We start from the raw sequence: 25410 nt of genomic DNA on the forward strand, positions 1-25410 counted from the left end.
GAACATACACGCCGCGCAGACGTCAGCCGCATTCCGAACGTCCGACAGGAACACTTTTGAAGCCATTTGCACCAGGCGAGAGAAGGCTCACGAAAAGGGCGCACACACACGAGGACGGGCGGTCGACGCGCCAACGCGCGCCTCCCGCCCGCCCCTTGGGCCGAGCCCGGTCGAACCGTGTCGTGGGACCGCCTACGAAACCACCGCGGGGTCCGGCGACTTGGCCGTCTGCTCTCCGTCCTCCTCGTCGTCGCCCATGGTGATCCCGCGCCGCTTGGAGATGTAGACGGACACGACGATGACCAGGAACGACAGGACCGCGATCGTGATCCGGACGCCGAGGTTCTTGTCGGCGCCGTAGCTGAACTTGATGACCGCGGGCGCGATGAGCAGCGACACCAGGTTCATCACCTTCAGCAGCGGGTTGATCGCGGGCCCCGCGGTGTCCTTGAAGGGGTCACCGACCGTGTCGCCGATCACGGTGGCGGCGTGGGCCTCACTGCCCTTGCCGCCGTAGTTGCCGTCCTCGACGAGTTTCTTGGCGTTGTCCCACGCGCCACCGGAGTTGGCGAGGAACACCGCCATCAGCGTGCCCGCCCCGATCGCGCCCGCGAGGTACGAGCCGAGCGCGCCGACACCGAGCGTGAACCCGATGAAGATGGGCGCCATCACGGCGAGCAGACCCGGAGTGGCCAACTCCCGCAGAGCATCCTTGGTACAGATGTCGACGACTCGCCCGTACTCCGGCTTCTCGGTGTAGTCCATGATCCCGGGGTGCTCGCGGAACTGCCGCCGCACCTCGTAGACCACCGCGCCCGCCGACCGCGACACCGCGCTGATCGCCAGCCCCGAGAAGAGGAAGACGACCGCGGCGCCGGCGATGAGGCCGACGAGGTTGTTGGGCTGCGAGATGTCCATGGAGAGGGTCAGCGGCGCACCCGCACCGGTCAGCTTCTCGCCCACGTCCGCCACATTCGTGGTGATCGCGTCCCGGTACGACCCGAAGAGCGCCGACGCCGCCAGGACGGCGGTGGCGATGGCGATGCCCTTGGTGATGGCCTTGGTGGTGTTGCCGACCGCGTCCAGGTTGGTGAGCACCTGCGCGCCCGCGCCCTCGACGTCGCCGGACATCTCCGCGATGCCCTGCGCGTTGTCGGAGACCGGCCCGAAGGTGTCCATGGCGACGATCACGCCGACCGTGGTGAGCAGGCCGGTGCCGGCCAGCGCGACCGCGAACAGCGCGAGCATGATCGACGTACCGCCGAGCAGGAAGGCGCCGTAGACGCCCAGACCGATCAACAAGGCGGTGTAGACGGCCGATTCCAGGCCCAGCGAGATACCGGCGAGGACGACGGTGGCGGGCCCCGTGAGCGAGGTCTTGCCGATGTCGCGCACCGGGCGGCGGGTGGTCTCGGTGAAGTAGCCGGTCAGCTGCTGGATGACGGCCGCCAGCAGGATGCCGATCGCCACCGCGATGACCGCGAGGATCCGCGGATCGCCGTCCTTGGCCCTGATGGCCGCGTCGGTGACGCCGTCCAGGTCGGAGTACTTCGCGGGCAGATAGACGAAGACGGCCACCGCGACCAGTACGAGCGAGATCACCGCGGAGATGAAGAAGCCGCGGTTGATCGCGGACATGCCGCTGCGGTCGGACCTGCGCGGGGCGACCGCGAAGATGCCGATCATGGCGGTGAGGACGCCGATCGCGGGCACGATCAGCGGGAAGGCGAGTCCGGAGTCGCCGAAGGCGGCCTTGCCGAGGATCAGCGCGGCCACCAGGGTCACGGCGTACGACTCGAAGAGGTCGGCCGCCATGCCCGCGCAGTCGCCGACGTTGTCGCCCACGTTGTCGGCGATGGTCGCGGCATTGCGCGGGTCGTCCTCCGGAATGCCCTTCTCGACCTTGCCGACCAGGTCGGCGCCGACGTCGGCGGCCTTGGTGAAGATGCCGCCGCCGACACGCATGAACATCGCGATGAGGGCGGCCCCGAGGCCGAAGCCTTCGAGCACCTTCGGCGCGTCGGCCGCGTACACCAGCACCACACACGAGGCGCCCAGCAGACCGAGCCCCACCGTGAACATGCCGACGACGCCGCCCGTGCGGAAAGCGATCTTCATGGCTTTGTGCGAGACGGTGATGAGATCCTTTTCGGGTTCCCCCTCCGCCGGGGTCGCTTCCCGGGCCGCCGCGGCGACCCGCACATTACTGCGCACGGCCAGCCACATGCCGATATAGCCGGTGGCCGCCGAGAACCCCGCGCCGATCAAGAAGAACACCGATCGTCCGGCGCGCTGATTCCAGTCGTCCGCGGGCAGCAGCATGAGCAGGAAGAAGACCACGACGGCGAATACGCCCAGTGTGCGCATCTGCCGGGCCAGATAGGCGTTGGCGCCTTCCTGGACCGCCGCCGCGATCTCCTTCATCTTGTCGGTGCCCTCGCCCGCCGCGAGCACCTGGCGTACCAGGACGCCCGCGACCACGAGCGCGGCCAGGGCGACCACCGCGATCACGATCACGATGATCCGGTTGTCGTCGGTCAGTACCGCGGCTGCGAGGGTTGTGGGGTGGTCCAACTGCTGAGGGGTAGAAAGCCCCGCCATTCGTCCTCCTTGACGCCTGTGCTGAGCTCAAGATGTGGACGGATTCTAGGTACCCGCACCTGATCAAAACAGAGCGCGGTAAACGGAATTAGCCTTCACATGCCCTACAGCAAATGATCGACAACACGCCACGGAACCCGAATGGAGTAACGCCCCGAGGGCATTCACGCCTGCAGCAGCGCTTGATCGAATTATCGGGCCATTGATCGTGAATTGATTCACGAATTCCCGGGGTGCGACTGAAAAACACCAAGGGCCCTGCTCAGCAGGGCCCTTGAAGATCGTACGAGAGTTAGTTCAGTGGCTGAACTGGGGTGAGCTCAGGAGAGGACCGCGGCCGGCGGCGTAGTCGGCCAGGTCATGCGGATCAGTCCGCCGTGCTCTCCTGCGGTCACCTCGACATCGTCGACGAGCCCGCTGATGACCGCGAGACCCATCTCGTCCTCCTCGATGTCCACATCGTCGCCCGCCGACCCCGAAGCACTCCCGCCGGGCGCCGAATGGGGCGCCTCGTCGCCGACCTCGATGGAGAACTGCTTCTCCTCCTCGATCAGCAGCACCTTCACGGGGGCGGTGATGCCACCGCTCTGGTGCAGCCCGACGGCACGGGTACAGGCCTCGCCGACCGCGAGTCTGACCTCGTCGAGGACGGCCTCGTCCACTCCGGCCCTGCGCGCCACCGCTGCCGCCACCAGTCGGGCGGTCCTGACGTGCTCGGGCAGCGCGCTGAAGCGGAGTTCAACGGTGGCCATGCATCCCCCTAAGAACTTCGGGCGTGCTGTCGGGGGACCGGGCCGCCGAAAGCCCGGACCCCCTGTTGGTACTACGTCCGTCCCAGGAGCGGTCCTTTCCCGCTCAGGTGGGACGGTGGTCAGTCGGTGGCCGCCACCGCTTCCTCGACCGAGGTGTGGATCGGGAACACCTTGGTGAGGCCGGTGATGCGGAAGATCTTGAGAATGCGCTCCTGGTTGCAGACCAGGCGCAGCGAGCCCTCATGGGCACGCACCCGCTTCAGGCCGCCGACCAGTACGCCGAGCCCGGTGGAGTCGAGGAAGTCGACTCCCTCCATGTCGACGACGAGGTGGAAACTCCCGTCGTTCACAAGCTCGACCAACTGCTCGCGCAGCTTGGGCGCGGTATATACGTCGATTTCTCCACCGACCTCGACGACCGTACGATCGCCGACGGTACGGGTCGACAGGGACAGGTCCACGGATCCTCCAGCACCTTGCTATCGAGCGGTCGCCCCTCGGGACACCTCGGCAGAGCCCCCGGAACGGATCGCCAGCCGCGATGGCATTCAATCACTTACCGGCAGGCGTGCACGACGCCTTGGTCCCATTGTCCGTCACGCCAGTGACACACTCGGTGCCGATGGCCAAGAATCATCGATCCGACAGATCCCCGACGGACCCCGTTTCCCGGCTCGCACCGGGCACGGTCCTGGGCCGACTCGCCTCCGGGCCGAGCCGGGCTTCGCGCATCACTCATACGGAGCACTTGCCCCCGCGTGAGGGCCGTCATGCCGTCTGGCCTGACCGGATTCGTTCGGAAGTCATCGCCGCCGTGCAGTCGGCCGGTATCGAACACCCCTGGGCCCACCAGGCACGAGCCGCCGAGCACGCCCTGGACGGCGAATCCGTGATCGTCGCCACAGGGACTGCTTCCGGCAAGTCACTGGCGTACCTGGTCCCGGTTCTTTCGACCCTCCTGGACGGCTCCGAGGCCCCGAACGGCCGCGGCGCCACCTCCCTCTACCTGGCCCCCACCAAGGCGCTCGCGGCAGACCAGCGGCGATCCGTGAAGGAACTTTCACAACCTCTGGGAAATGCGGTACGCCCCGCGGTGTACGACGGTGACACCCCGTTCGAGGAACGCGAGTGGATCCGCCAGTACGCGAACTATGTCCTGACCAACCCGGACATGCTCCACCGCGGCATCCTCCCGTCCCACCCCCGCTGGGCCTCCTTCCTCAAGTCGCTGAAGTACGTCGTCATCGACGAGTGCCACACCTATCGCGGCGTCTTCGGCTCGCACGTCGCCCAGATACTGCGCCGGCTGCGCCGCCTGTGTGCCCGCTACGGCTCCTCCCCCGTCTTCCTGCTGGCCTCCGCGACCGCCGCCGAGCCCTCGGTCGCCGCCGGCCGCCTGACCGGCCTCCCGGTGGTCGAGGTCGCCGACGACGCCTCACCACGCGGTGAACTGGTGTTCGCCCTGTGGGAACCCCCCCTCACCGAGCTGCACGGCGAGAGGGGCGCCCCGGTCCGCCGTACGGCCACCGCCGAGACGGCCGACCTGCTGACCGACCTCACCCTGCAGGGCGTGCGCTCGGTCGCCTTCGTGCGCTCCCGACGCGGCGCCGAACTGATCGCGGTGATCGCCCAGGAACGCCTCGCCGAGATCGACCGCTCCCTGGCCCGGCGTGTCGCGGCCTACCGCGGCGGCTACCTCCCCGAGGAACGCCGCGCCCTCGAACAGGCCCTCCACTCCGGCGAACTCCTCGGCCTCGCCGCCACCACCGCCCTCGAACTCGGCATCGACGTCTCGGGGTTGGACGCCGTCGTGATCGCCGGCTACCCGGGCACCCGCGCCTCCCTGTGGCAGCAGGCAGGCCGCGCGGGCCGCTCCGGACAGGGCGCGCTGGCCATCCTGGTCGCCCGCGACGACCCCCTGGACACCTACCTCGTCCACCACCCAGAGGCCCTCTTCGACCAACCCGTCGAATCCACGGTCCTCGACCCCGACAACCCGTACGTCCTCGCCCCGCACCTGTGCGCGGCAGCCGCGGAACTCCCGCTCACCGACGACGACTTGCCCCTCTTCGGCCCCGCCTGCGAGGAACTCCTCCCCCAACTGGAGGCCGCGAAGCTGCTGCGCCGCCGGACGAAGGCCTGGCACTGGACGCGCCGGGAACGGGCCGCCGACCTGGCCGACATCCGTGGCGAGGGCGGTCGCCCGGTCCAGATAGTGGAAGCCGGCACGGGCCGCCTCATGGGCACGGTCGACGCGGGCTCCGCGCACACGAGCGTCCACGAAGGCGCGGTCCACCTCCACCAGGGGCTCACGTATCTCGTGCGCTCCCTGGACCTGGAGGACTCGGTGGCCCTGGTGGAGCAGGCCAACCCCTCGTACTCGACGGTCGCCCGCGACACCACCTCCATCTCCGTCCTGTCCACGGACACCGAGATCCCCTGGGGCGACGGCCGCCTTTGTTACGGCTCCGTCGAGGTCACCAACCAGGTCGTCTCCTTCCTCCGCCGACGTCTCATCACCGGTGAGGTACTGGGCGAGACCAAACTCGACCTCCCTCCTCGTACGTTGCGCACCCGCGCCGTGTGGTGGACCGTCACCGAGGACCAGCTCGACGAGGCCCGGATCAACCCCGAGATCCTCGGCGGCGCCCTCCACGCCGCCGAACACGCCTCGATCGGCATGCTCCCCCTCTTCGCGACCTGCGACCGTTGGGACATCGGCGGAGTGTCCGTCCCGCTGCACCCCGACACGTTGCTGCCCACGGTCTTCGTCTACGACGGCCACCCGGGCGGCGCGGGCTTCGCGGAGCGCGCCTTCCACACCGCCCGCGCCTGGCTGACCGCCACCCGCCAGGCCATCGCCTCCTGCGAGTGCGACGCCGGCTGCCCGTCCTGCATCCAGTCCCCCAAGTGCGGCAACGGCAACGATCCGCTGCACAAGCGGGGGGCTCTGCGGCTGCTTACGGTGCTGTTGCGGGGGGCGCCGGAGGAGAAGAGTGGGGAGGAAGGCGGGACTGCGGCTGGGGAATGGCCGGGGGAGCAGCCCCCAGAGGGGGCGGCGCCGGAACCAGGCCCGCGAGACCTCCCCGTCCCTGCGGAGGAGCCGACGCCGGATCCGGACCCGCAGGCCCCGCCCGTGCCCTGACCTCCGCCGCGAACGGCCCCTGTCCCGACGCCGCCGTCACGTCCGAGGTGTCGCCGACGATGGCGCACCGCACGAGCCGGGTGCCCTGAGCGCGGGCCACCTGGTCCGCCCGGGCGCAGGCCGCAGCACCCTGCGCCCAGTTGTCCGCCGCCGCGAGCGCCGCGAGATCGGCCCCGCCGGCCGCGCGATGCCGGGTCACGACGGCGTGCCCCATCGCGAGCACGATCCCGAACACCACGCACAGCACGGCGATGGCACCGACGCTCCAGATGGTGGCGGAACCACGATCGGCGTCCGCCTCGGGCAACTTGGTCTCCGCACACACCTCGGTCTCCGAGGTCTCCGAGGTCTCCGAGGTGCCAGAGGTGCCAGAGGTGCCCAAGATCACAGAGATCCCCGACCTCCCGGTTCCGCTTCTCATCCCCCGGCCCCCACCGTCTCCTCCGCGGCGGCCACGGCCTCCTCCCGCACCTCGAAGGGCAGACCGCTCAGTGCCGGCGGCTTGGCCACCACGACCACACGGACCCGGTCCCCCTCCCGGCTGACCGTGACCTTCGCGCCGCTCGGTGCCGCCCCGCGGGCCACCTCGACGACCGCGTCGGCCGGATCCTGACGGGCAGCCGCCCGCGCTCCCGTCCGCGCCGCGTCCACGCACTGGATCTGCGCGGCCACCACCAACAGCCCCCAGACCAACGCCATCGCGAACAACACCAGCACGGGCAGCACCACGGCCGACTCCGCCGTCACGAACCCGCGATCCGCGCCCCTGCGGCAGCCGCTCCCGAGTCCGCTCTCACATCCGCGCATCGAGCGCCCGCTTCACGATGGCCTGCAGTTCCGCGCTGACCTGCCCGCTCGTCACCACCTTGTAGAGGACCACCGCGAAGGCGACCGCGGCCACGATCCCCATCGCGTACTCCGAGGTCACCATCCCCGAGTCCCGTCGCGCCGCCCACACCCCGCACACCAGGGCACGCAGCCGCGCCCGCACCACCTTGTACATCTCAACCCCCGTAAGGAATCAGTCCCGTTGACGATCTGTTTTCGATGCCGCGCTACTTGGCGCCGCATTTCTCACTGCCGCAGCTCTTGGTGCCGCGTCTCTCATGCCGCGCTTCTCGGCGCCGCACATCCCGCTGCCGCGTTTGTCGCTGCCGCACCTCTTGGTGCCGGCTCTCCTACCTACCGATCTCGCCCGCCGGCAACGGCTACTCGCCCCGCCCCGTCACCCACCGCCCCCTCCCAACACCCCACCCGCCAGCCCGATCACCACGGGCAGTACGCCGACCGCGATGAACGCGGGCAGGAAGCACAGCCCCACCGGCACGGTGACCATCACCGCCGCCCGTCTGGCCCGTGCCGTCGCCGAGCGCGTCCAGTCGGCGCGGGCCTCCGCTGCCAGCCGGGCCACCGGCCCCGCAGCGGGGAGCCCGGACACATCGGCGCGTTCCAGTAGCCGAGCCAGAGCCCCGGCGCCCGGCAGCGCGGCCAACCTCCGCCAGGCCTCGGCCGGTTCTCCGCCGAGCCGCGCCTCCGCGGCACCCCGCGCGAGCGCCTCCCCGACCGGGCCGCCCAGGGCCTCGCCCACCGCCTGCGCAGCAACCACCGGACCGGCGCCCGCGGCGATACAGGCGGCCAACAGGTCGGATGCGAGAGGTAGTTGACGTGCCGCCTCGCCCTCGTCGTACGCCCGGACACCACCCGCCGCCGACTGCCGCTCACGCCACCACCACAGCCCGGCCGCGACAACCAGCCCCACGACGACACCGGCAACGCCCCCGACCAGCACCCACCCGGCGCACCCCACCGCCACCAAGGGCAGTTGCCGCCACGCACCCGCCCGCACCTCGCCCCACGGACGCCCGGACGTCAGTTCCGCAGCGGCCAGCAACTCCGCCACCCGCCGCCGAACCCGCCGCTCACGCCGAACCCCCTCGGCCCACCGCAGCAGCCACCCCAGGACGCACAACACCCCCAAGGTCACCCCCAGCCTGTGGACAACTTCCGCACTCACACCGCCCAACCCCTTCCGAACTCCCGATCCACGCCCGACATCACGCCACCGCCTCCCGACCACGCCCACGCCCGCCCTCTCACCACCTCGCGCTCACGCCCCGCGCCGCCGTCACGCCAACTCCTGGTCACGCCTCGCTCTGCCGTCACACCAACTCCTGGTCACACCCGCTCCTGACCACGCACCCCACCTCCGACCACACGCCACCGTCCGCCCGTACATCGCCTCCCACTCGCGCGCCTCGTCCCGACGGCACCCACTCACGCACGCACCCCGCTACCCGACCGTGCTCACTCCCTGCCGCACGACCACGCCCGCCCAGACATCCCCTCCCGCCCACACCCACGCCCGCCCTCAAGCCCCACGCCACCCGCCTTCTCCGTCCCGGCCCACCGCGGCCAATCCCACCCACGCCCTCACACCGCCTCGGCCCCCCGCACGATCCGCATTGCCCACCACATCCCGGCCCCCTCCAACACGCCCCCAGCCACCAGGCACCCCAACCCCGCACCGGTGTGCAGCAGGACATGCAGTGGGTCGGCGCCCAAGGCCGTGCCTAGTAGGAGGCCCAAGACCGGCAGGCCGGCGAGCATCACAGCCGTCGACCGGGCGCCGGCCAACTGAGCTCGCAGGTCGGCACGTTGGTCCCGTTCCGCGCGCAACGCCCCTTCGAGCCGGTCGAGTCCGGCGGCGAGGCCCGCCCCCTGCCCGACCGCCACCCGCCAGCACGCAGCCAGGCCCAGCAGGCCCTCCGCACCCGGTTGCCGGGCCGCCGCCGCGAGCGCCCCGGGGACGTCACCCCCGAACCGCGCCGCCGCCAACACCGCGGCCTGCCCCTCCCCGAGCCCGCCGGAGTCACGCGCGGCATGCAACAACGCCTCGCCCGGCTGCCGCCCCGCCCGCACCTCCCCGGCGACCGACCCGCACAGCGTGATCACCGCATCCGCCCGGCGCTCCCTGGCCCGCCGAGCCTCGCCCGCCAACCGCACCCGGCGCAGCAACGGCACCCCGGCCGCCCCCGCGACGACCGGCAACACCGAACCACCCAGCACGGCCAACACCAGCCCGGCAACCGGCGCCCACCACTCCGCACGCAGCCGCCCCCGAACCCGCCGCAACTCCCCCACCGCCTCTCGCCAGAACGGCGGCCCACTCCCCACCGCCCCGCCACCCGCGAGCAGCAACTGCGCCCGCCGCGCCCCGGACTGCCGCCCGCCCAGCAGCCACACCACCGCACCGACACACACCACGGCCGCGCCCAACCCCGTCTCCGCCATACCGATCTCCGCCATACCGATCTCCCCCATCCCCGCCTCCGCCATTGCCGCCCTCGCCGTCTCACCCATCACGTCCTCCTTCGACGAACTCGCTGTCCAGCAGCCCCCACAGCCGCTCCCGCCTCCCCCTGCAACCGAACGCCCTCTCCTGCATCCCGTCCCTCATCCCAGAACTCGCCGCCCAGCAGCCCCGCAGCCGCTCTCACCCGGCCCGTACGCAAACGCCGCCTCACGCATCCCGTCCCTCATCGGACGACCCGCCGCCCAACAGCCCCGCCGCAGCCGCTTCCCCGGCCCACACGCGAACCCCGCCTCATCCACCCCGCCCCCCATCGAAAAACCCGCCCTCCAACAACCCCCGCAGCCGCTCCCACCCCCGCTCGTACACGAACGCCGCCTCACCCCACCGCAGCGCCGGAACCGTCCGCACCAACCCGGACGGATCCCTCTCCAGCACATGCACCTCAGCGATCCGCCGCCGCCCGGTCCGATCGCGCACGAGATGCAGGACCACCGCCAGCGCAGCCGCCAACTGGCTGTGCAGGGCCGCCCGATCGAGCCCGGCCGCCGCGCCGAGTGCCTCCAACCGAGCCGGCACGTCCGCGGCCGCGTTGGCGTGGACGGTGCCGCAGCCGCCCGGGTGCCTGGCCTAGCACTGCATGGCCTTCGACTCCCTAGGGATCGACCGTGAGCCAACCAACCTGCGTCATCTACGACCGACTGTCGCGCCTCTTCGCTGAGGAAGCCCCCGACCACCGCATTGCCGCCTGCAAGGCATATGCCGAACAGCGCGGATGGAAGGTGGTGCACGTCGCCACTGACACGAACGTCAGCGGAGCAAGCAAGCTCGAAGACCGCCCGGGGATGCGGGAAGTTCTTTCGTGGCTTCCACGTGTTGACTTCGTCGTTGCCGCGAAGCTCGACCGGTACGCACGAAGCGTGCTGGAGTTTCAGCGGCTCCTTGACGCGGCCAAATCGACTAAAACAACGATCATCACGGCTGACGGAGTTGTTAGCCCAGAGAACGCCAGCATCATTATCAACGTCCTTGCCGCGTTCGCCGAGTACGAGCGGGACATGATCAAATCCCGCATCACAGACAGCAAGAAGCATTTTCGTTCGCGGGGGAATCACCTTGGCGGACTGGCTCCGTACGGCTATGCAGTCAGCGGACCGATCAACAACAAGCGATGGGTCATTGACGAGTCAGCGGCCAGCGTGTTGCGTGACTGCGCTGACAAGCTCATCAACCACGGTGGCTCTCTGACGGGACTTGCCCGGGAACTGAATGAGCGCGGAGTTCTACCCCCGGCGGACCATGCACGTCAGCGGGACGGGCGGAAGTTGCGTAACCAGCGCTGGCACTCCACCACTCTGCGGGATGTGCTCTACACCCCCGCCCTTCGTGGCTGGCAGGTTCAGGCCGTCCCCGGAGAGAAGCGCGGCGCACTCACAAATCAGCCTGTGCTAGATGCTGAGGGAAAGCCCGTATCGGGCGGACCGGAGATCCTCAGCGCCGAAACCTGGTCAGCAGTCCGCGCGATCATTGACGGCAAGTCGAAGGGGCGTGGCAGCGAGCGAACCGGTAAGGCGCTACTCCTTCACGTAGCGCTCTGTTCAGAATGCAACGGTCCGATGTACCGGCAGCGCCGTGCCGTGAACGGTAAGGACTACAGCACATACGTATGCCGTAACGGCGTGGGCAAGCGAGGAATCCACAAGCCCAACGTCATCATTGCCCGGCATCTTGAGGAGTTGGTGACTGCCGATTACCTCAAGCGGTTTGGCAGCTTCGCGCTTATGCGCTGGGCTGAGCCTGACGGTAGCGCAGTACTGCAACTCTCCGAAGTGACAGGCCAGATCGAGCGCCTTGCCGGGAACCTTGCCCAACTGGACCCGAACGGAACTGCGGCAAGGGTGGTAATCGGTCAGCTCACATCGCTGGAAAAGCGACAGGCTGAACTAGCGGCGGAAGCCGACCACGCCGAAGGTCGCTGGGTGAGCACCGACAACACGATTGCCACGGAATGGGAACAGCGGGACGAAGAGGGGCGGCGCGGCTTGCTCGCTGACCTAGGGGCACGGCTGGTAATTCGCCCGGCTACACCCGGAGCACCGAAGAGGTTCGACCCGGAGCGAGCGACGCTGACCTATTCAGGCCCCTCCTGGTGGCAAGACCTCAACCCGGCGGAAGCGGCGCTAGTCGACATTGCCAGGGAAGAGGAGTTGTCCGACCAATTTGCCGTCTGATCTGACGGAAACGAACGGGGCCGGTCAGGCCACGACTTGGCGGAAGAGACCTGACCGGCTTCCCTCTCAAAGGGAAGGCACCATAATGTCACGCGAAGACTGGGAAGCGGCGCAGGAAGTCGAAGAGGCAGCGTTCTACCGTGAAGTGGAGTGGAAGCGCATTGCCCGCACCCTGGAAGCTCTGTACGGCGCTGTGAGGGCCGGGGACGTCAGCGCTCGAACGCGGGAACGGATAGGGCGGCTTGAGGCGCTGCAACAAGCGCTCATGGGCTTCCCGGAGGCTCTTGCCGCGTAGCACCACCAGGCCCCGTCAGGCAGCAATGCCCGGCGGGGCTTTCTGCTGCCCTGTGAGCCTCGCTGAGGGGCTTTCAGGGCTCTGGACTGCCCCGCTACCGGCGACACGGGCGGACGGGGGCTCAGGGGTCCGCTCAGCGCCTTGAAGGGGACAGCGGGAAACGGAGCGAAAATCGCCCTGATGTAGAAAGGCTTCTGACGCTCCGTCAGAACACCCTATCTGACCTGCATGAATGTAGAAGTGTAGAAATGCATATCTCTCAGGTTTAGCTCTAGGAGTTCCTAAGCAATACGGCAACCCCACCCCGAACCTACATTTCTACACACCGAGAATCGATCAATTTCACATTTTTGCGTGACGTGCGCCACATTTAAATTGGAGCGTTTCCGCATAAGCGCAGATCAGCGGGCTATTAGCCGTCCGACGGTAGGCACTCCACTCCCTAGTACCAGGGTGAAGGGGGAGTTAACCCCCAGCGCGGGCGGCTACCACACCAGGCCCGTGACGCAGCATCCCAGCTATGGGGGAATACCCATAGCCATCAAACCGGCCCCCGGGCACGGGTTGAGAGATCGAAGGCGCGTGGTAGCCCCTTGGATCACTCCCCGTGTCTGGGGGCTTTTCTCGTTTCCGCGCGCTGATACGCGGGCTACCACACCAAAGGACTTCCACCATGCCTACGGCAGAGTATGAGTACAAGGCAGCGCACAAGCGCGTTGTTGAGGTCAAGGGACCGGCCAGCCACAAGCCCTGTCAGTTCTGCGGGACCTTCGCCGCTGAGTGGTCGTACAACCACCAGGACCCGGCTGAGGTTTACCGGGACGGATACCTATGGTCTGAGAGCACGGCCTATTACATGCCACTCTGCAAGCGTGACCACCGTGCCTATGACCGCGCATTCCGGCAGCACGGTAAGGCGGTCCTTGCCGCTGTTGCTGACGCGCTGACGGAAGCCGGACAGCAGCGCTACGACGAAGAGCTCAGGGAGGCCGTGAAGGCTTCCACCTTCCACAGGTGGCGCGTGCGGGAAACGGCACTCGGCAACATCAGCCCCGAACAATGCGCCGCTCTTGCCGAGACTTCTGGTGAGCGCCACAGCCCCCAAAGAGCAGGCGCTATCTGAGACCAGGGCAGGGGGCTGGAATAGCCATGGGGCAGCCCCCTGCCCTCCCTTTTCTTGAGCCGTGCTCGGAAATCCCATGAAATCCGAGCCGGCTGACCCCCTTACCCCAACGAAATTCGGAGTAATTCCAATGGACGCCATCGGCGCATCACAGGCCGTAGACATTCTCGAAACACATGCAATCGTGCCGAAAGATGAGCACGCACGTACTGAGCTTTTCGCCGCCCTTGCCGTGCTTCGCATCGTTGCACTGGGTGGTGACCATGACGAATCTAACTGACACTGACCGGCTGTACGTTGACAAGTTCGTGCGCATTGTGGGTGAAGCTCTCGAAGAGTGCCCGAATGCGGACTCAAGCACACAACTCCTTTTCGATGCGTGCAAGGAAGTCAGCGGCCCCAGCTTCATTCCGATAGGCACCTTTGACCGCCTGCTACGCGCCACGGGCTACAAGCGCACTGACCGGCGTTACGGCAAGCGCTACATAGGACTTCGCCCCAAGAACCCGGCTTTGCATGACCGGGTCTGGTACCGGCGCTAACCACCTCCGAAATTTCGGAAGTGCCAACCCTCCCCTGAAAGGAAACTTCCCAATGACTGAAACCCCTTGGTACATGCGCACCGTTGACCCGGGTGCACTCGACACCAACGACCCTGAGCGCAAGCGCAAGCACCTTGAGTCCATTGCCTCTTCGGCCAGCGCTGAGGGTGACGCCATGGTTGCGCACCTAAAGGCCGCTGAGGCGCGCGGAGTTGAGATTGACCCTTCTACGCGAATGGCCATGGGCTACGCCACGGTTGCCCGAAAGGCTGCCGCTCAGCTAGGCGACGCTCCGCAGCGACAGACCAGCGCGGGTGACGCTGACCTAACCCCTGAGCAGCGCATTGCACGCGGCTACGGCACCAGCAACTGAAAGGGCACCTGACACCATGACCGCCATTGACATTGAGAAGGTGCGTAAGGCCGCTGAGGCGGCTACCGCGAAGTTGGCTGAGGCTGAGGCAGCTGAAGCTACCCGGCAGGCTGAGAAGGCCGCTGAGCGCGTTGAAGCGCAGCGAGAGAAGGACGCTGAGTTTCTTGCTCAGTGGGAGGTGCTTGACGCTGAGCTACAGGAAGTCGGCTCGAAGTCTGCCGCTGATGCCATCTATGAGGGCACTGACCCAATTGCCGCTGTGGCTCACTTCTGGGTGGAGCGTGCGAAGCGGAATGCGATTCGGTCCCATGCGCAGAGCGCTTACTACCGGCTGCACGGGCAGCACCCTGACGACACGTTCGCACGGGCACTTCCTGAGCGAGACATGCGCATTGCCGACCGCCTAGAAGAGGCGATTTACAAGGCTGCCATGCGGCACGGTGCTGACCTTGCCGAGAAGCTACAGGCTGAGTGGGTTGTCGAGTAATGGCACATGACCTACTTGACCCGGGGCCGGACTACAACGGCCAGCGTGCTTACCTGATCTGGCCCCGGGACGCGAATGGAGCCCCGTGCTTTGCCGACACGCACACTGCCGCTGATGTGGTCTTCCCTCAGCCTGGTGCAGCGCTGGTAATCCGGGGCACGGTTCGTCAGCGGGGCATCCTGGTTGATCTCACGCACTATGACGCTACGGGCAATCCTCTGGTGCCCCCGACCATTCCGCTAGGCGTGCTGCGGCAGATGTGGACGGACCACTATGGCTGAAAGCCCGTTCTGTGAGCTGTGCACGGAAGACGGTCTAGGTGTAGCGACGGACATTGTTGTCTACCATCCGCTGACGCGTGCTCAGCTCATTGCCCGGGGCGTTTCCCGGCCGGATTCCTCTGGGTATCGGAAGTCAATGTGCCTCGCCTGCTACCGGGCATGGAAGCGGCGGAGACGATAGCTGCCTTGTGTGGGCCGGACACAAGGCAGCTCACCCGAGCTTCTATCTGCGGCGGCTACCGTCGTCATCTAGGGCCGCTTGGGCCGATAGCACGAACTTGTCAAGATGCTCCACCAGGTCCGACGCCACTCTCGCGGCATGCCTTTCCACTTGCTGTCGCAAGGCTTGCCTTTCTGGGGTATTTAGCTCATGGACACCCGTAAGGATGACGGCAAGCTCCCAACTCAGGCGATCAATATTCATGGCAACACCGGTAACCTTTGTCGGTCCAGCCAAGGCCACATTGATTGCCTTCTCCTTGAGATCCTGGACATCTTCCAGTACCCGGCTTCTATATTCCTCGCCCAATTCGTTCAATAGGGTGGCCTCGTCTAAACCACGGAGGGCAATGTGGCCGCGCATCACTGATCCGGCAGCGATAAATTCGCGATAAGCCGCGTAGCGCGGCTCTCGCCTTTGCCTTCGATGTTCGGAACGTGCAGTGATGCGCGCCCCTTCCCTTTATGCCCAGCCCGTGGCAAACGCCGCGCCGATCGTTGCCACTGAGCCTGCCAACGCGCCCAGCACTGCCGCCAATCCTGCATCCATGGCGTCATGTTCGCGGCGAACATTGCGGCGGGTCAAGAGCACAGAAGCTCCGCACAAACTCTTCAATTAGCCATGCCAGGGTTTTCCCTCCCTGCCGCGCCTTCCTGTGTCGGCAAGGGGGTGCCTCCCCGGGGTGTGCTGCCGCAACCAAGCACCCGAAGCCGGCTGAAATACCCACCTTTTCTGACCTGCGCCTTTGATGCGCTGCAACTTCGCTGGCGTGTGTGCTGGCGTGAAGGAGAACGCCCATGCTCGCTGATGACTGCGCACCCTCACACGCTGAGGCGCTGGCCCAATCGCTCAGGTATGCACACGGCTACGCCGATGAATTGCGGCTCATGCTCGCTGACGGCAACGCTGACCCGGAAGGAGCTGCACGCCTGGTGCAAGCCATTCGGAACATGCTGTGTTCGGCGGAAGATGAACTAGACCCACTGGACGACGTACAAGAGGAGATAGATGCCGTGGCGGCAATCCACGGGCTCAGCGACACGGAGCTATTCAGCGCCATTACCGACACCCCCACCTCCGAAATTTCGTAGGTGCCCGGCCTCCCTGAATGGACCCCTCCCATGCCAAGTCGCCCCCGGCGTCCCTGCCCTGTCGCACCCAACTGCCCTAACTCCATCAGCGGTAGGGAACGGGCCTGCCCCGATCATGTGCACATGCTGACTGCACGACGTGCCGAGAAGGGGACCAGCGCATACGGCAAGGATTGGCCGCGTAAGCGTGAGTCATTCCTTTACATGAATGCGTGGTGCGTGTTGTGTGGTCAGCCTTCCAAGGTTGCTGATCACTTTCCGGTGAGCCGCAAGAATCTACTTAAGCGCGGCGTTACTGATCCGAACGCGCATGAGCACCTGAGAGCCCTTTGTGTGCGCTGCCACAACGGTGAGACCGGCCGTAACCAGGCTGGTGGTGTAGTCGCTGAGAGGCGAAGGCAGTCACAGGCTCAGCGTGAATGGCAGCACTGGACAGAGAAGCGCGAAGCCGAGAGCGAAGAGCCGCCGTTCTGATCCTGCCTCGTGGGGGGTGACCCCCTCCGGACCTTACAGAAGCGCGGCAGGGAGGGAAAAAGCTAGCGCCGCAACTGTCAGCGTTTGCGCGGCCATGGACACTAGACATACGCCCCAGAGATGCGGACACTCGGGGCATGGATGCTGGTTTGGCGGCGGTACTCGGAGCTATAGCGGCCTCAATGGGCAGCGTTGCGGCAGCCTTTGCGCAGCACGAAACCGCGCGTATCTCCGCAAGAGCTGATCACCGAAGGGAAAGGCGGCAGCCACGCCATGACACCTATCGGGTCTTCATTCAGAAAGTCCTCCTTGTCAAGGAGCGAGTTGCTTACGACGGATACGAGGATACAACTTTCAGCGAGGAAGAAGCGTTAATCAAGGCAGTGCATGAAAGCTGGATTGACGTGAGCCTATTAGGTCCTCAACCCGTCATTTCTGCTGCTTCGGGACTCCGCGACGACGCTCTAGGAGTTGTTGAATTGATGGCGATTACTCGTCACTTGCAAGAGCGGGTTAGTTACATGGACGAGGAGGACGACACACTTGAAGAGGAGCTAGAGAAGTACAGCGCTTCGGTAGATCATCTATACGAAGCCGCACAAACATTGATCAAAAGCGCCGATCAATTCAGTACAGCCGCCAGCGCGTCACTAGACGATGACGGAACAATGCGCCGATTTACCAGCAAGAGGCTAAAACGTAAACGAGTTACAGAAGGCAGTGTGACCTAGTCTTTCCGCGTCCAATGGCCCCGTACCCGCTGCCGTACTGGTGGCCGGTACGGGGCTTCTCTCAGTTCAGAAAACTGACGGAGCGTCAGATGGCTGCCTCTGCTGCCAGCAAGTGGCCCGTAAGCATGCCCTCTTGACGTGATCCGTCAGGCGGGTGATGGTCGTGCAATCGGGCGCAATCGCATCGACGGAAGGACACGACATGCCGCTACGGTTCCTGGGGATCATCCCGAACTCGCCTGACACAGACTCCCCAACCATCTGGCTGGATGAAGGGACGGGGGACCTACTGATCCAGTCGTACAAGGCGACAGAGGAAGAGGTGAAGGCGTGCCAGGAGATCGGCTCAATTCCGGGTCACTCCACAGACGTACCGGATCACGAGACGATCATCAGGCTTCCCAAAGTCATGCTCCAGTACATTCCCCACCCCGACAGCGAGTAGCAACAATGACGAACCCCATACTTGAGGGTCTGGCGAAGGCGCGTCACTCAGCCATTCACTTGGAAATGCGCGACGCATACCAGCAGAATGACCCTGAGTTCATCGCGTGGCAGAACGGGAAGCGCCTTGACCCTGCCGCTGACCGGTCGGCGTGGTGGCGTCCGTTTCTCGACGTGGTTGCCGAGACAACAGCGCGCGGAGTCGTAATGCGGCGTGCCCGGATCGTCTCGGAACCAGTGACGGACTACATCAAGTACGAGTACGACGTGACGTTTCCAAACGTTGCGGCAGGTGAGCTGATCCGCTGGTTGCCCCGGCGTAAGGCAGCCGACATCCCCTTGCCCGGAACAGACCTTTGGATGTTCGACAAATCCTCAGTTCTGTTCACCTACTTCTCCGGAATCGGGGAGGTAGTTGACCGCGAATGGTGCAGTGAACCGGCCGTGGTGGCGCTGGTAAGTACAGCATTCGAAACGGTCTGGGAACGGGCCACGTCTCATGAGGAGTACAAGCCGGTTTGACCGGCCCCGCGCCATGCCCGCATCAGGATCATCAAGTGTTCAAGCCGCCCGGAAAGTCCTTGCCGATCGCCTTCGGGAAATGTGCAAGGACGCCGGGTTGGACGGTAAGCGGCTCGCTGAGGCGTGCGGGTGGCATCCTGCCAAGGTCTCTCGGATCTCGTCCGCGAAAACATCGCCTTCCGCTGAGGACATCCGCGCATGGTGTCGCGCTTGCGGCGCAGAAGACCAGACAGAGGACCTGATTGCTTCTCTGCGCGCCGTAGAGGGCATGTGGGTGGAGTGGCGACGGATGGAGCGGGCAGGGCTCCGACAGGCGCAGGAAGCGCGTTTGCCGCTGTACGAACGAACGCGTTGGTTCCGCTGCTACTCGCCGGGCCTTGTTCCCGGATTGATCCAGACGTACGGCTACACCGAAGACGTATTGCGCGCCGTACAGCGTCGCCGTGTTGAGGTTGACGATGTGGCCGATGCCGTGTCCGCACGTATGGAGCGTCAGCGGGTGCTGTTTGAGGGTCAGCGCCGTTTCGCGTTCCTGATAGAAGAGTCAGTTCTAAGGAACGCACTCGGTGAGCCGGATACACAGGTTGAGCAACTAGAGCATTTGCTCACGGTCTCAGCGCTGCCCAACGTCAGTTTGGGGGTGGTGCGCACGAAGATTGGCCGGGCACGAATGCCGGTAGAGGGCTTCTGGATATTCGACACGGCACAGGTGAATGTCGAGTTGGTCTCCGGGTACCTGACGATCACTCAGCCGCGAGAAGTGGCCACGTACGCTGACACGTTCGCCGCATTGGCCGACGTTGCTGTGTACGGCGCGAAGGCCCATGCTCTGATCCGGGCGGCTGTCGCCTCGCTTGGGTGATTGGCGTGCAATCTCGTGCAATCGGCTGTGAGTTGGGGTGTCGGAGTTCCTAGCGTGGTTGCCTCGGACCACGCGAGGGGACAGCGGACATGGCCAGTCAGACGACGAAGACGAACGCCACAGACGCGCGACAGCATGAGTACACGACCTACGCGCCCCCTGGTGAGAAGTGCCGGAAGTGCCGTAAGCCGTTCAAGTCGCTGGAGACATGCCGCCGGGTGGCCAACGAACGAGCGTCCGGGGGATCTTCCGCTGACCGATACGAACACCACGAGTGCCCGGCATGACTGCCCCCGCGAAACGCGCCAGCGTCCGCCTGAGCGCCTTACCGGAGCCGGAGCTAGTCAGCCTCATAGGTGACCCGTCAGGGCCGTACGCAAACTCTCCTGACGGCTGGTGGACGGAACCCGGGGGAGCACTCGACTCGGCTTCCGGGGTTGTCTACTTCCCGCCTACCGCTCAGCTTCCCGCCTGCCCGTTCCCGTGTTCCACCTGCCGTGCCAAAGGGAGGCAGCGTTGAGGGATGTTGACCACTGGCTGAGAGAGCCCCGGCGCGGACCGGTTGACCCCAAGACATGCATTGTGTGTGCGTCGCTTCGCGGACAAGTCAGGGCAGCCGCCCGTACGGAAGACCCGTTGTTGACTGTGGCCACGCTCTCAGCGATGCAGGTACACCGCGAATTCGGTCACCAGGACGGGGTGAAGGAACCACAGACCGCCGAGCAATCCGCATGACCCGTGCAGTGTCCGCCTAGGTCCCTCGCTGTCGGCACAGCACCCCGGCAGAGAGGTTGAGTGGCCTCGTCCATGCGTCTCCCCCGGCGTACTGGGCGGGGCTTCGTCGCGTGCGCCAACTTGGGCTGTGACCTGGGGCGTTGCTCGCTTCGGCTGTCTCTGGCTGAGCCCTGTCTCTGCATGTACGCTTAGACCAGGCACCCGCCCTCGTGGCCGGTGTTCAACGCGGCCAGGAGATCCACCACTTCGGATCCGCGCACCTCACCCACGACCAGCCGGTCGGGCCGCATCCGCAGCGCCTGGCGGACCAGGTCCTGGAGGGTGACGAGGCCCGCGCCCTCCTGGTTGGCGGGTCTGGCCTCCAGACGGACGACGTGCGGATGGTTCGGCCTCAACTCCGCCGAGTCCTCCGCGAGCACGATCCGCTCGCCTGGTCCGACCAGCCCCAAAAGCGCGCTCAGCAGGGTTGTCTTGCCGGTGCCAGTGCCCCCGCTGATCAGGAACGACAGCCGTGCCCCAAGCAGCGCCCGCAACACCCGGTCCCCGCCCGGCGGCACCGTGCCCGCCTCGACCAGTTCGTCGAGCGTGAAGGCCCGGGGCCGTACGACCCGCAGGGCCAGGCAGGTGCAGCCGACGGCCACCGGCGGCAGCACCGCGTGCAGACGCGTCCCGTCGGGCAACCGCGCGTCCACCCACGGCCGTGCGTCGTCGAGTCGGCGTCCGGCCACCGCGGCCAGGCGCTGCGCGAGCCGACGTACGGCCGCCGCGTCCGGAAAGGCCACGGAGGTCAGTTCCAGTCCGCCGCCCCGGTCCACCCAGACCCGGTCCGGAGCGGACACCAGCACGTCGGTCACGGATGGATCGGCGAGCAGCGGTTCCAGCGGACCGCTGCCGACCAACTCGGACCGCAACTGCTCGGCCGCCCCGAGGACTTCGGCGTCCCCAAGGACCCGCCCCTGCTCACGCAACGCCTGCGCCACCCGCGCGGGAGTCGGTTCGGCCCCACTCTCGACCAGCCACTGCCGCACCCCGTCAAGCAGCCCGGTAGGCATCTCAGGCGCCGCCACCCCAGATCCGGACCCGCCGCCACCCGATCCCCACGGCGACCCCGAAGACGCCCCTGCAACTGCCCCCGTAGGCCCCTGGAAAAGGTCACTGGAGGACACCCACGACCGCACCCCCGCCCGCACTCCTGAAGGCACTCGCGCCGGCACCCCCACAGGCGCGCCCGAAGACGCCCGCCCCGAAGCAACCGCCGACCCGCCCACCACCACCCGCTCAGCCCCAGGTCCGGAATCGGAGCTGGACCCGAACCCGGCCCCGGCCCCTGAATACGTCCTCACGCGCTCCCCACCTCCATCAACGCCCGCTCCCAGAACTCCTTGCAGAACCGGGCCAGCGGACCGCGTCCGGCCCCACCCGGCGGCGCCTTGGCCTCGCCCGCGCGCAGCAGTCCCGACTCGACGGGCACCTCGCCCGCCAGGGGCAGGCCCAGCAGCCGGGCCACCTCGCGGTCGTCGAGCCCGGGTGCGTACGGCCCCCGTACCGCGACCCGCAGATCGCGCAGGACCATGCCCACCGCGGATGCCACTCGGCCGGCCGCCGCGACGGCACGCAGTTCGCCGGGGACGACGAGGAGCCCGAGGTCGAGCTGGGCGAGGGCCTCGGCGACGCCGTCGTCGACGCGGCGCGGCAGATCGACGACGACCGTGCCGCCCCGGCGTCTGGCGGCGGCGAGCACCGCCCGCACGGCCTGCGGCGGGATGGCGACGCAGTCGCCGCGGTCCCAGCTGAGCACCCGCAGGGAGTGGAGTTCGGGGAGCGACTCCTCCAGGGCGCCGCCGCCTACCCTCCCGCGCGAGGCGGCGAAGGCGGGCCAGCGCAGCCCTTCCGCGGTCTCGCCGCCGAGGAGTACGTCGAGTCCGCCGCCCAGCGGATCGGCGTCCACGAGGAGGGTGCGCAGTCCCTCACGCGCGGAGGTGACGGCGAGGGCGCACGCGAGCGTGGACGCTCCCGCTCCGCCGCGGCCGCCGATGACGCCGACGGTGAGGGCGGGCCGCCCGACGCCCTCGGCCACGTCGGCGATGCGGTCGACCAGCCACTGCTCCCCGTCGGGCAGCATCAGGACGTGGTCGGCGCCGATCTCGACGGCCCGGCGCCAGACCCCCGAGTCGTCCTGATCGCGCCCGACCAGCACCACTCCGCGTCTGCGCGCGGCCCCGCGCACCCGCCGCGCGGCGTCGTCGCCGACCAGCACGAGCGGTGCGGCCTCCCAGCCGCCGGCGCGCTCCGGCACCGAGTGGTGCACCTCCGGTGTCGCGCCGGCCGCGGCGCACAGGCGCAGCAGGTCGTCGAGCAGACCCGCGTCCTCCGTGACGATCAACGGTCCGGCCTGCCGCCCCGAGGCGGCGGGCGGTGGTTCGTGTGTGACGGCTCCGGCCACGGTCTCCGTCCCCCTTCGCTACATCTCTCGCGCAGCCCCTGCGGCCACGCGATTCCCAAACGCGTGAGGAACCGGCGAGCGGCCCTCCATATGAACGGCCGATAGGAACCGGCCAAACCCGCCCGACAAACCGGTTCCGGTCACGAACTCGGTACTGGCGGGACGCGTTTGAATCACGGTGCAGCGATCCTGAAAATCTTGTGGATCTTGGTCGAAAACTGTGGACAACTTGATGCCTGTGAATATCGCCGTCACCCATACCGGTGAGGCCTGTACCAATCCCTGTACCGCGGCCCCTACCGCCCTCGGACCGCCCGGGAAAACCTCCGCAGAGCATCCCGACGGCTACGCACAGTGATGGATCGTGGGCATACGAAAGAGGCGACCGAAGCCGCCTCCACACGGCCGAACGGTCGCCTGCAGTAAGGGAAAAACCCACCCGGACATGCGACGACCCCCACCGGGGGGGAGAGTGGGGGTCGCCTTCACGGCCGACTCGGGGGGGGAGGAGCCGGACCGCGTTAGCACGGTCGCGAACGATCCGTGACTTCCATGGTGTACCCGAGAGCCCTCTCAGGCAAACCCACGCGCCACACCTTACGCCGAATGGGCTGCGCCTATGCTCGGGGTCGTGGAAAACCACTCGTTGCCCCGCACAGCCGCCTTCTTTGACCTGGACAAGACGGTCATTGCGAAGTCGAGCACGCTCACGTTCAGCAAGTCGTTCTACCAAGGCGGCCTGATCAACCGCAGGGACGCCGTGCGGAGCGCCTATGCCCAGTTCGTCTTCCTCGTCGGCGGTATGGACCACGACCAGATGGAGCGCACACGCGAGTACTTGTCCGGACTGGTTCGCGGCTGGAACGTCCAACAGGTCAAGGAGATCGTCGCCGAGACGCTGCACGATCTGATCGACCCGATCATCTACGACGAGGCCGCCTCGCTCATCGAGGAGCACCACACCGCCGGCCGCGATGTCGTCATCGTGTCGACGTCGGGTGCCGAGGTGGTCGAGCCCATCGGTGAACTGCTCGGCGCGGACCGGGTGGTGGCGACCCGCATGGTCGTCGGCGAGGACGGCTGCTTCACCGGAGAGGTGGCGTACTACGCGTACGGCCCGACGAAGGCCGAGGCCATCAAGGAGCTGGCCGCGTCCGAGGGATACGACCTCGAACGCTGCTACGCCTACAGCGACTCGGCGACCGATCTGCCGATGCTGCAGGCGGTCGGCCATCCGCACGCCGTCAACCCGGACCGGACGCTGCGGCGTGAGGCACTCGCGCGTGGCTGGCCGATCCTCGATTTCCACCGCCCGGTGCGACTCAAGCAGCGCATTCCGACGCTCTCCGTACCGCCCCGTCCGGCGCTCGTCGCCGCCGCGGCGATCGGTGCCGCGGCGGCCACCGCGGGCCTCGTCTGGTACGCCAGCCGACGTCGGGCGGCAACTGCCTGATCACGTCGCCCTTTTTGCACCTGATTGAGACTAAAAGTAAAGAAGTACGGCCAGGGGTTCCGCTTGCTTCGGTCCTGGAGTACAAAGGGATTAACGGCCCGCGAAGCCAAGGACATCCGAGAGGATCACCTTCACTAATCGCATTTGGCCCCACGGACCGCGCATGAACACAGGGCACCCACGCGACGTCGACCCGTCGATTACGGGCCAGCCGCACCAGGCGACGGGCGAAGTTCCCGACCTGATGGGCAACATTACGAGGACGCTTGGTAACCCGGTGAACATGCCAGCGGCGGTACGAATCCTCGTACCGCCGCAACTCTTGTCCGGGAACTCCGCGGACCCCGAAGGCTCCGGGAAACGCCAGGCCTTCTACGCCGCCCCGCGCTGCAACGCCTCGCACACCGCCGTCGACTCGCGCGCACCGAGTTCCGTCGCCCTTCCGCAGTGGGCGATCCAGGCGCCCATCCCCTCCGGGGTACCGGAGACGTATCCGTCGAGCGCCGCCAGATAGGCCGCGCGGCCCTGTTCGGCGTGGCCGACCTCCGCGGGGCACACGGACTTCGGGTCGAGGCCGCTGCCCACCAGGACGATGCGTTCCGCGGTGCGCGCGATCAGGCCGTTGTGCGAGGAGAAGGGGCGCAGCGCGAGCAGTTCGCCGTGCACGATCGCGGCCGTCACCAGGGCCGGCGCCGAACTGCCCTGGATGATCAGCTCGGAGAGGCCCTCCAGCCGCCCGTGCACTTCGGCCGCGTCCGGCAGCGGCAGTTCGACGAGCGGCTCGTCGGCCGGCTCCCCCTGCTGCCGCGGCCGTCCGACCGTCTCGTCGGAGCTCGCGGCGGCCACCAGGTGCAGCCGGGCCAGCACCCGCAGCGGCGACTGCCGCCAGATGGACAGCAGTTGGCCCGCCTCGGCGGTCAGCCGCAGGGCGGCGCCCACCACGCGCGCGTCCGCGTCGCCGCTGAAGTCGGTACGCCTGCGCACCTCTTCGAGCGCCCAGTCCGCGCCGGACAGCGCCGCTGAACCGCGCGCGCCGCGCAGCGCGGCCTCGGAGGTGATCTCGTTGCTGCGGCGCCGCATGATCCGGTGCCCGTAGACCCGGTCCACGGACTTGCGCACGGACTCCACGGACTCGGCCACGCCGGGCAGTGCGCCCAGGGCCGCGAGCGGATCAGCGGTCGCGCCTGTCGTACTCATGAGTACGACCCTACGCACCCCGGGCATCGACCCCACGAAGGAGTGGTCTTCTTCACGTACGCCTGACACCCACGGCTATCACCCGACTACCCTTCGTG

Annotated in this window: 24 protein-coding genes and 3 pseudogenes; 14 read left to right on the forward strand and 13 right to left on the reverse strand. The window is 67.0% G+C overall.

Going from position 1 to position 25410, the window contains the following annotated elements; translation table 11 throughout:
* Positions 1–192: 192 nt before the first annotated feature.
* From M2283_RS09605 to bldG, 3 genes are all read right to left on the reverse strand, one after another.
* Positions 193–2601 (reverse strand): sodium-translocating pyrophosphatase, encoded by a 2409-nt coding sequence (locus tag M2283_RS09605; RefSeq protein ID WP_280875706.1) that lies wholly within the window; start codon positions 2599–2601, stop codon positions 193–195.
* A 320-nt stretch (positions 2602–2921) separates the two neighbouring features.
* Entirely contained in the window at positions 2922–3353 is a 432-nt protein-coding gene (locus M2283_RS09610) for an ATP-binding protein (RefSeq protein WP_280875707.1), read from the reverse strand.
* Between the two features lie 119 nt (positions 3354–3472).
* Complete coding sequence (gene bldG / locus M2283_RS09615) at positions 3473–3814, reverse strand: anti-sigma factor antagonist BldG (protein ID WP_003975386.1); 342 nt, start codon at positions 3812–3814, stop codon at positions 3473–3475.
* 80 nt (positions 3815–3894) lie between these two features.
* On the opposite strand from bldG, the gene M2283_RS09620 reads away from it, so the two are divergent.
* Complete coding sequence (locus tag M2283_RS09620; protein WP_280875708.1) at positions 3895–6498, forward strand: DEAD/DEAH box helicase; 2604 nt, start codon at positions 3895–3897, stop codon at positions 6496–6498.
* A 40-nt stretch (positions 6499–6538) separates the two neighbouring features.
* On the opposite strand, the pseudogene M2283_RS09625 reads toward M2283_RS09620, so the two are convergent.
* The 6 genes and pseudogenes from M2283_RS09625 to M2283_RS09650 form a co-directional block, all read right to left on the reverse strand.
* Positions 6539–6919: pseudogene (locus M2283_RS09625) on the reverse strand (Rv3654c family TadE-like protein); the annotation flags it as partial.
* A complete protein-coding gene (locus tag M2283_RS09630; RefSeq protein ID WP_280875709.1) occupies positions 6916–7305 on the reverse strand; it encodes a TadE family type IV pilus minor pilin in 390 nt (129 codons plus the stop codon). The gene M2283_RS09630 and the pseudogene M2283_RS09625, both read right to left, overlap by 4 nt.
* Positions 7292–7501: a DUF4244 domain-containing protein gene (locus M2283_RS09635; protein ID WP_280875710.1), complete on the reverse strand. Its 210-nt coding sequence runs from the start codon at positions 7499–7501 to the stop codon at positions 7292–7294. The genes M2283_RS09630 and M2283_RS09635 overlap by 14 nt, the downstream gene beginning before the upstream one ends.
* Before the next feature lie 222 nt (positions 7502–7723).
* The gene (locus M2283_RS09640) at positions 7724–8512 is read right to left on the reverse strand and encodes a type II secretion system F family protein (protein ID WP_280875711.1); all 789 of its coding nucleotides are present in this window, start codon (positions 8510–8512) and stop codon (positions 7724–7726) included.
* 416 nt (positions 8513–8928) lie between these two features.
* On the reverse strand, positions 8929–9789 hold the full coding sequence (locus tag M2283_RS09645; protein WP_280876244.1) for a type II secretion system F family protein: 861 nt from the start codon (positions 9787–9789) through the stop codon (positions 8929–8931).
* 313 nt (positions 9790–10102) lie between these two features.
* Positions 10103–10432, reverse strand: a pseudogene (locus tag M2283_RS09650) (ATPase, T2SS/T4P/T4SS family); the annotation flags it as partial.
* Positions 10433–10476: 44 nt separating this feature from the next.
* On the opposite strand from M2283_RS09650, the gene M2283_RS09655 reads away from it, so the two are divergent.
* The 6 genes from M2283_RS09655 (at position 10477) to M2283_RS09680 (ending at position 14859) form a co-directional block, all read left to right on the forward strand.
* Positions 10477–12039 (forward strand): recombinase family protein, encoded by a 1563-nt coding sequence (locus tag M2283_RS09655; RefSeq protein WP_280875712.1) that lies wholly within the window; start codon positions 10477–10479, stop codon positions 12037–12039.
* An 85-nt stretch (positions 12040–12124) separates the two neighbouring features.
* Complete coding sequence (locus M2283_RS09660; protein WP_280875713.1) at positions 12125–12334, forward strand: hypothetical protein; 210 nt, start codon at positions 12125–12127, stop codon at positions 12332–12334.
* A gap of 673 nt (positions 12335–13007) precedes the next feature.
* On the forward strand, positions 13008–13457 hold the full coding sequence (locus M2283_RS09665; protein WP_280875714.1) for a hypothetical protein: 450 nt from the start codon (positions 13008–13010) through the stop codon (positions 13455–13457).
* 130 nt (positions 13458–13587) lie between these two features.
* The gene (locus tag M2283_RS09670; protein ID WP_280875715.1) at positions 13588–13737 is read left to right on the forward strand and encodes a hypothetical protein; all 150 of its coding nucleotides are present in this window, start codon (positions 13588–13590) and stop codon (positions 13735–13737) included.
* Between the two features lie 314 nt (positions 13738–14051).
* Positions 14052–14372 (forward strand): hypothetical protein, encoded by a 321-nt coding sequence (locus tag M2283_RS09675; RefSeq protein WP_280875716.1) that lies wholly within the window; start codon positions 14052–14054, stop codon positions 14370–14372.
* Between the two features lie 16 nt (positions 14373–14388).
* A complete protein-coding gene (locus M2283_RS09680) occupies positions 14389–14859 on the forward strand; it encodes a hypothetical protein (protein ID WP_280875717.1) in 471 nt (156 codons plus the stop codon).
* 504 nt (positions 14860–15363) lie between these two features.
* Here M2283_RS09680 and M2283_RS09685 read toward each other — a convergent pair.
* Entirely contained in the window at positions 15364–15723 is a 360-nt protein-coding gene (locus tag M2283_RS09685; protein WP_280875718.1) for a hypothetical protein, read from the reverse strand.
* A 434-nt stretch (positions 15724–16157) separates the two neighbouring features.
* Here M2283_RS09685 and M2283_RS09690 point away from each other — a divergent pair, with 434 nt between their 5' ends.
* The 6 genes from M2283_RS09690 (at position 16158) to M2283_RS09715 (ending at position 19484) form a co-directional block, all read left to right on the forward strand.
* Positions 16158–16451 (forward strand): hypothetical protein, encoded by a 294-nt coding sequence (locus M2283_RS09690; RefSeq protein ID WP_280875719.1) that lies wholly within the window; start codon positions 16158–16160, stop codon positions 16449–16451.
* 123 nt (positions 16452–16574) lie between these two features.
* A complete protein-coding gene (locus M2283_RS09695; RefSeq protein WP_280875720.1) occupies positions 16575–16925 on the forward strand; it encodes an HNH endonuclease in 351 nt (116 codons plus the stop codon).
* Positions 16926–17062: 137 nt separating this feature from the next.
* Positions 17063–17656, forward strand: a complete 594-nt coding sequence (locus M2283_RS09700; RefSeq protein ID WP_280875721.1) for a hypothetical protein — start codon at positions 17063–17065, stop codon at positions 17654–17656.
* Between the two features lie 202 nt (positions 17657–17858).
* Positions 17859–18101, forward strand: coding sequence for a hypothetical protein (locus tag M2283_RS09705; protein WP_280875722.1), 243 nt, complete (start codon positions 17859–17861; stop codon positions 18099–18101).
* A gap of 5 nt (positions 18102–18106) precedes the next feature.
* Positions 18107–18622 carry a DUF6879 family protein gene (locus tag M2283_RS09710; protein WP_280875723.1) on the forward strand — a complete coding sequence of 172 codons (516 nt, stop codon included), beginning with the start codon at positions 18107–18109 and terminating at the stop codon, positions 18620–18622.
* 13 nt (positions 18623–18635) lie between these two features.
* Entirely contained in the window at positions 18636–19484 is an 849-nt protein-coding gene (locus tag M2283_RS09715; RefSeq protein WP_280875724.1) for a helix-turn-helix domain-containing protein, read from the forward strand.
* A gap of 932 nt (positions 19485–20416) precedes the next feature.
* Here M2283_RS09715 and M2283_RS09720 read toward each other — a convergent pair.
* Both M2283_RS09720 and ssd read right to left on the reverse strand, forming a co-directional pair.
* Positions 20417–21271 (reverse strand): annotated as a pseudogene (locus M2283_RS09720) (TadA family conjugal transfer-associated ATPase); the annotation flags it as partial.
* 287 nt (positions 21272–21558) lie between these two features.
* Positions 21559–22662: a septum site-determining protein Ssd gene (ssd, locus tag M2283_RS09725; protein ID WP_280875725.1), complete on the reverse strand. Its 1104-nt coding sequence runs from the start codon at positions 22660–22662 to the stop codon at positions 21559–21561.
* Between the two features lie 619 nt (positions 22663–23281).
* Here ssd and M2283_RS09730 point away from each other — a divergent pair.
* On the forward strand, positions 23282–24115 hold the full coding sequence (locus M2283_RS09730; protein WP_280875726.1) for an HAD family hydrolase: 834 nt from the start codon (positions 23282–23284) through the stop codon (positions 24113–24115).
* A 372-nt stretch (positions 24116–24487) separates the two neighbouring features.
* On the opposite strand, the gene M2283_RS09735 is transcribed toward M2283_RS09730, so the two are convergent.
* Positions 24488–25312, reverse strand: a complete 825-nt coding sequence (locus M2283_RS09735) for a Fic family protein (RefSeq protein ID WP_280875727.1) — start codon at positions 25310–25312, stop codon at positions 24488–24490.
* Positions 25313–25410: the final 98 nt, after the last annotated feature.

It is taken from the genome of Streptomyces pseudovenezuelae (assembly GCF_029892565.1).
In the GTDB taxonomy this organism is placed as follows: domain Bacteria; phylum Actinomycetota; class Actinomycetes; order Streptomycetales; family Streptomycetaceae; genus Streptomyces; species Streptomyces pseudovenezuelae_A.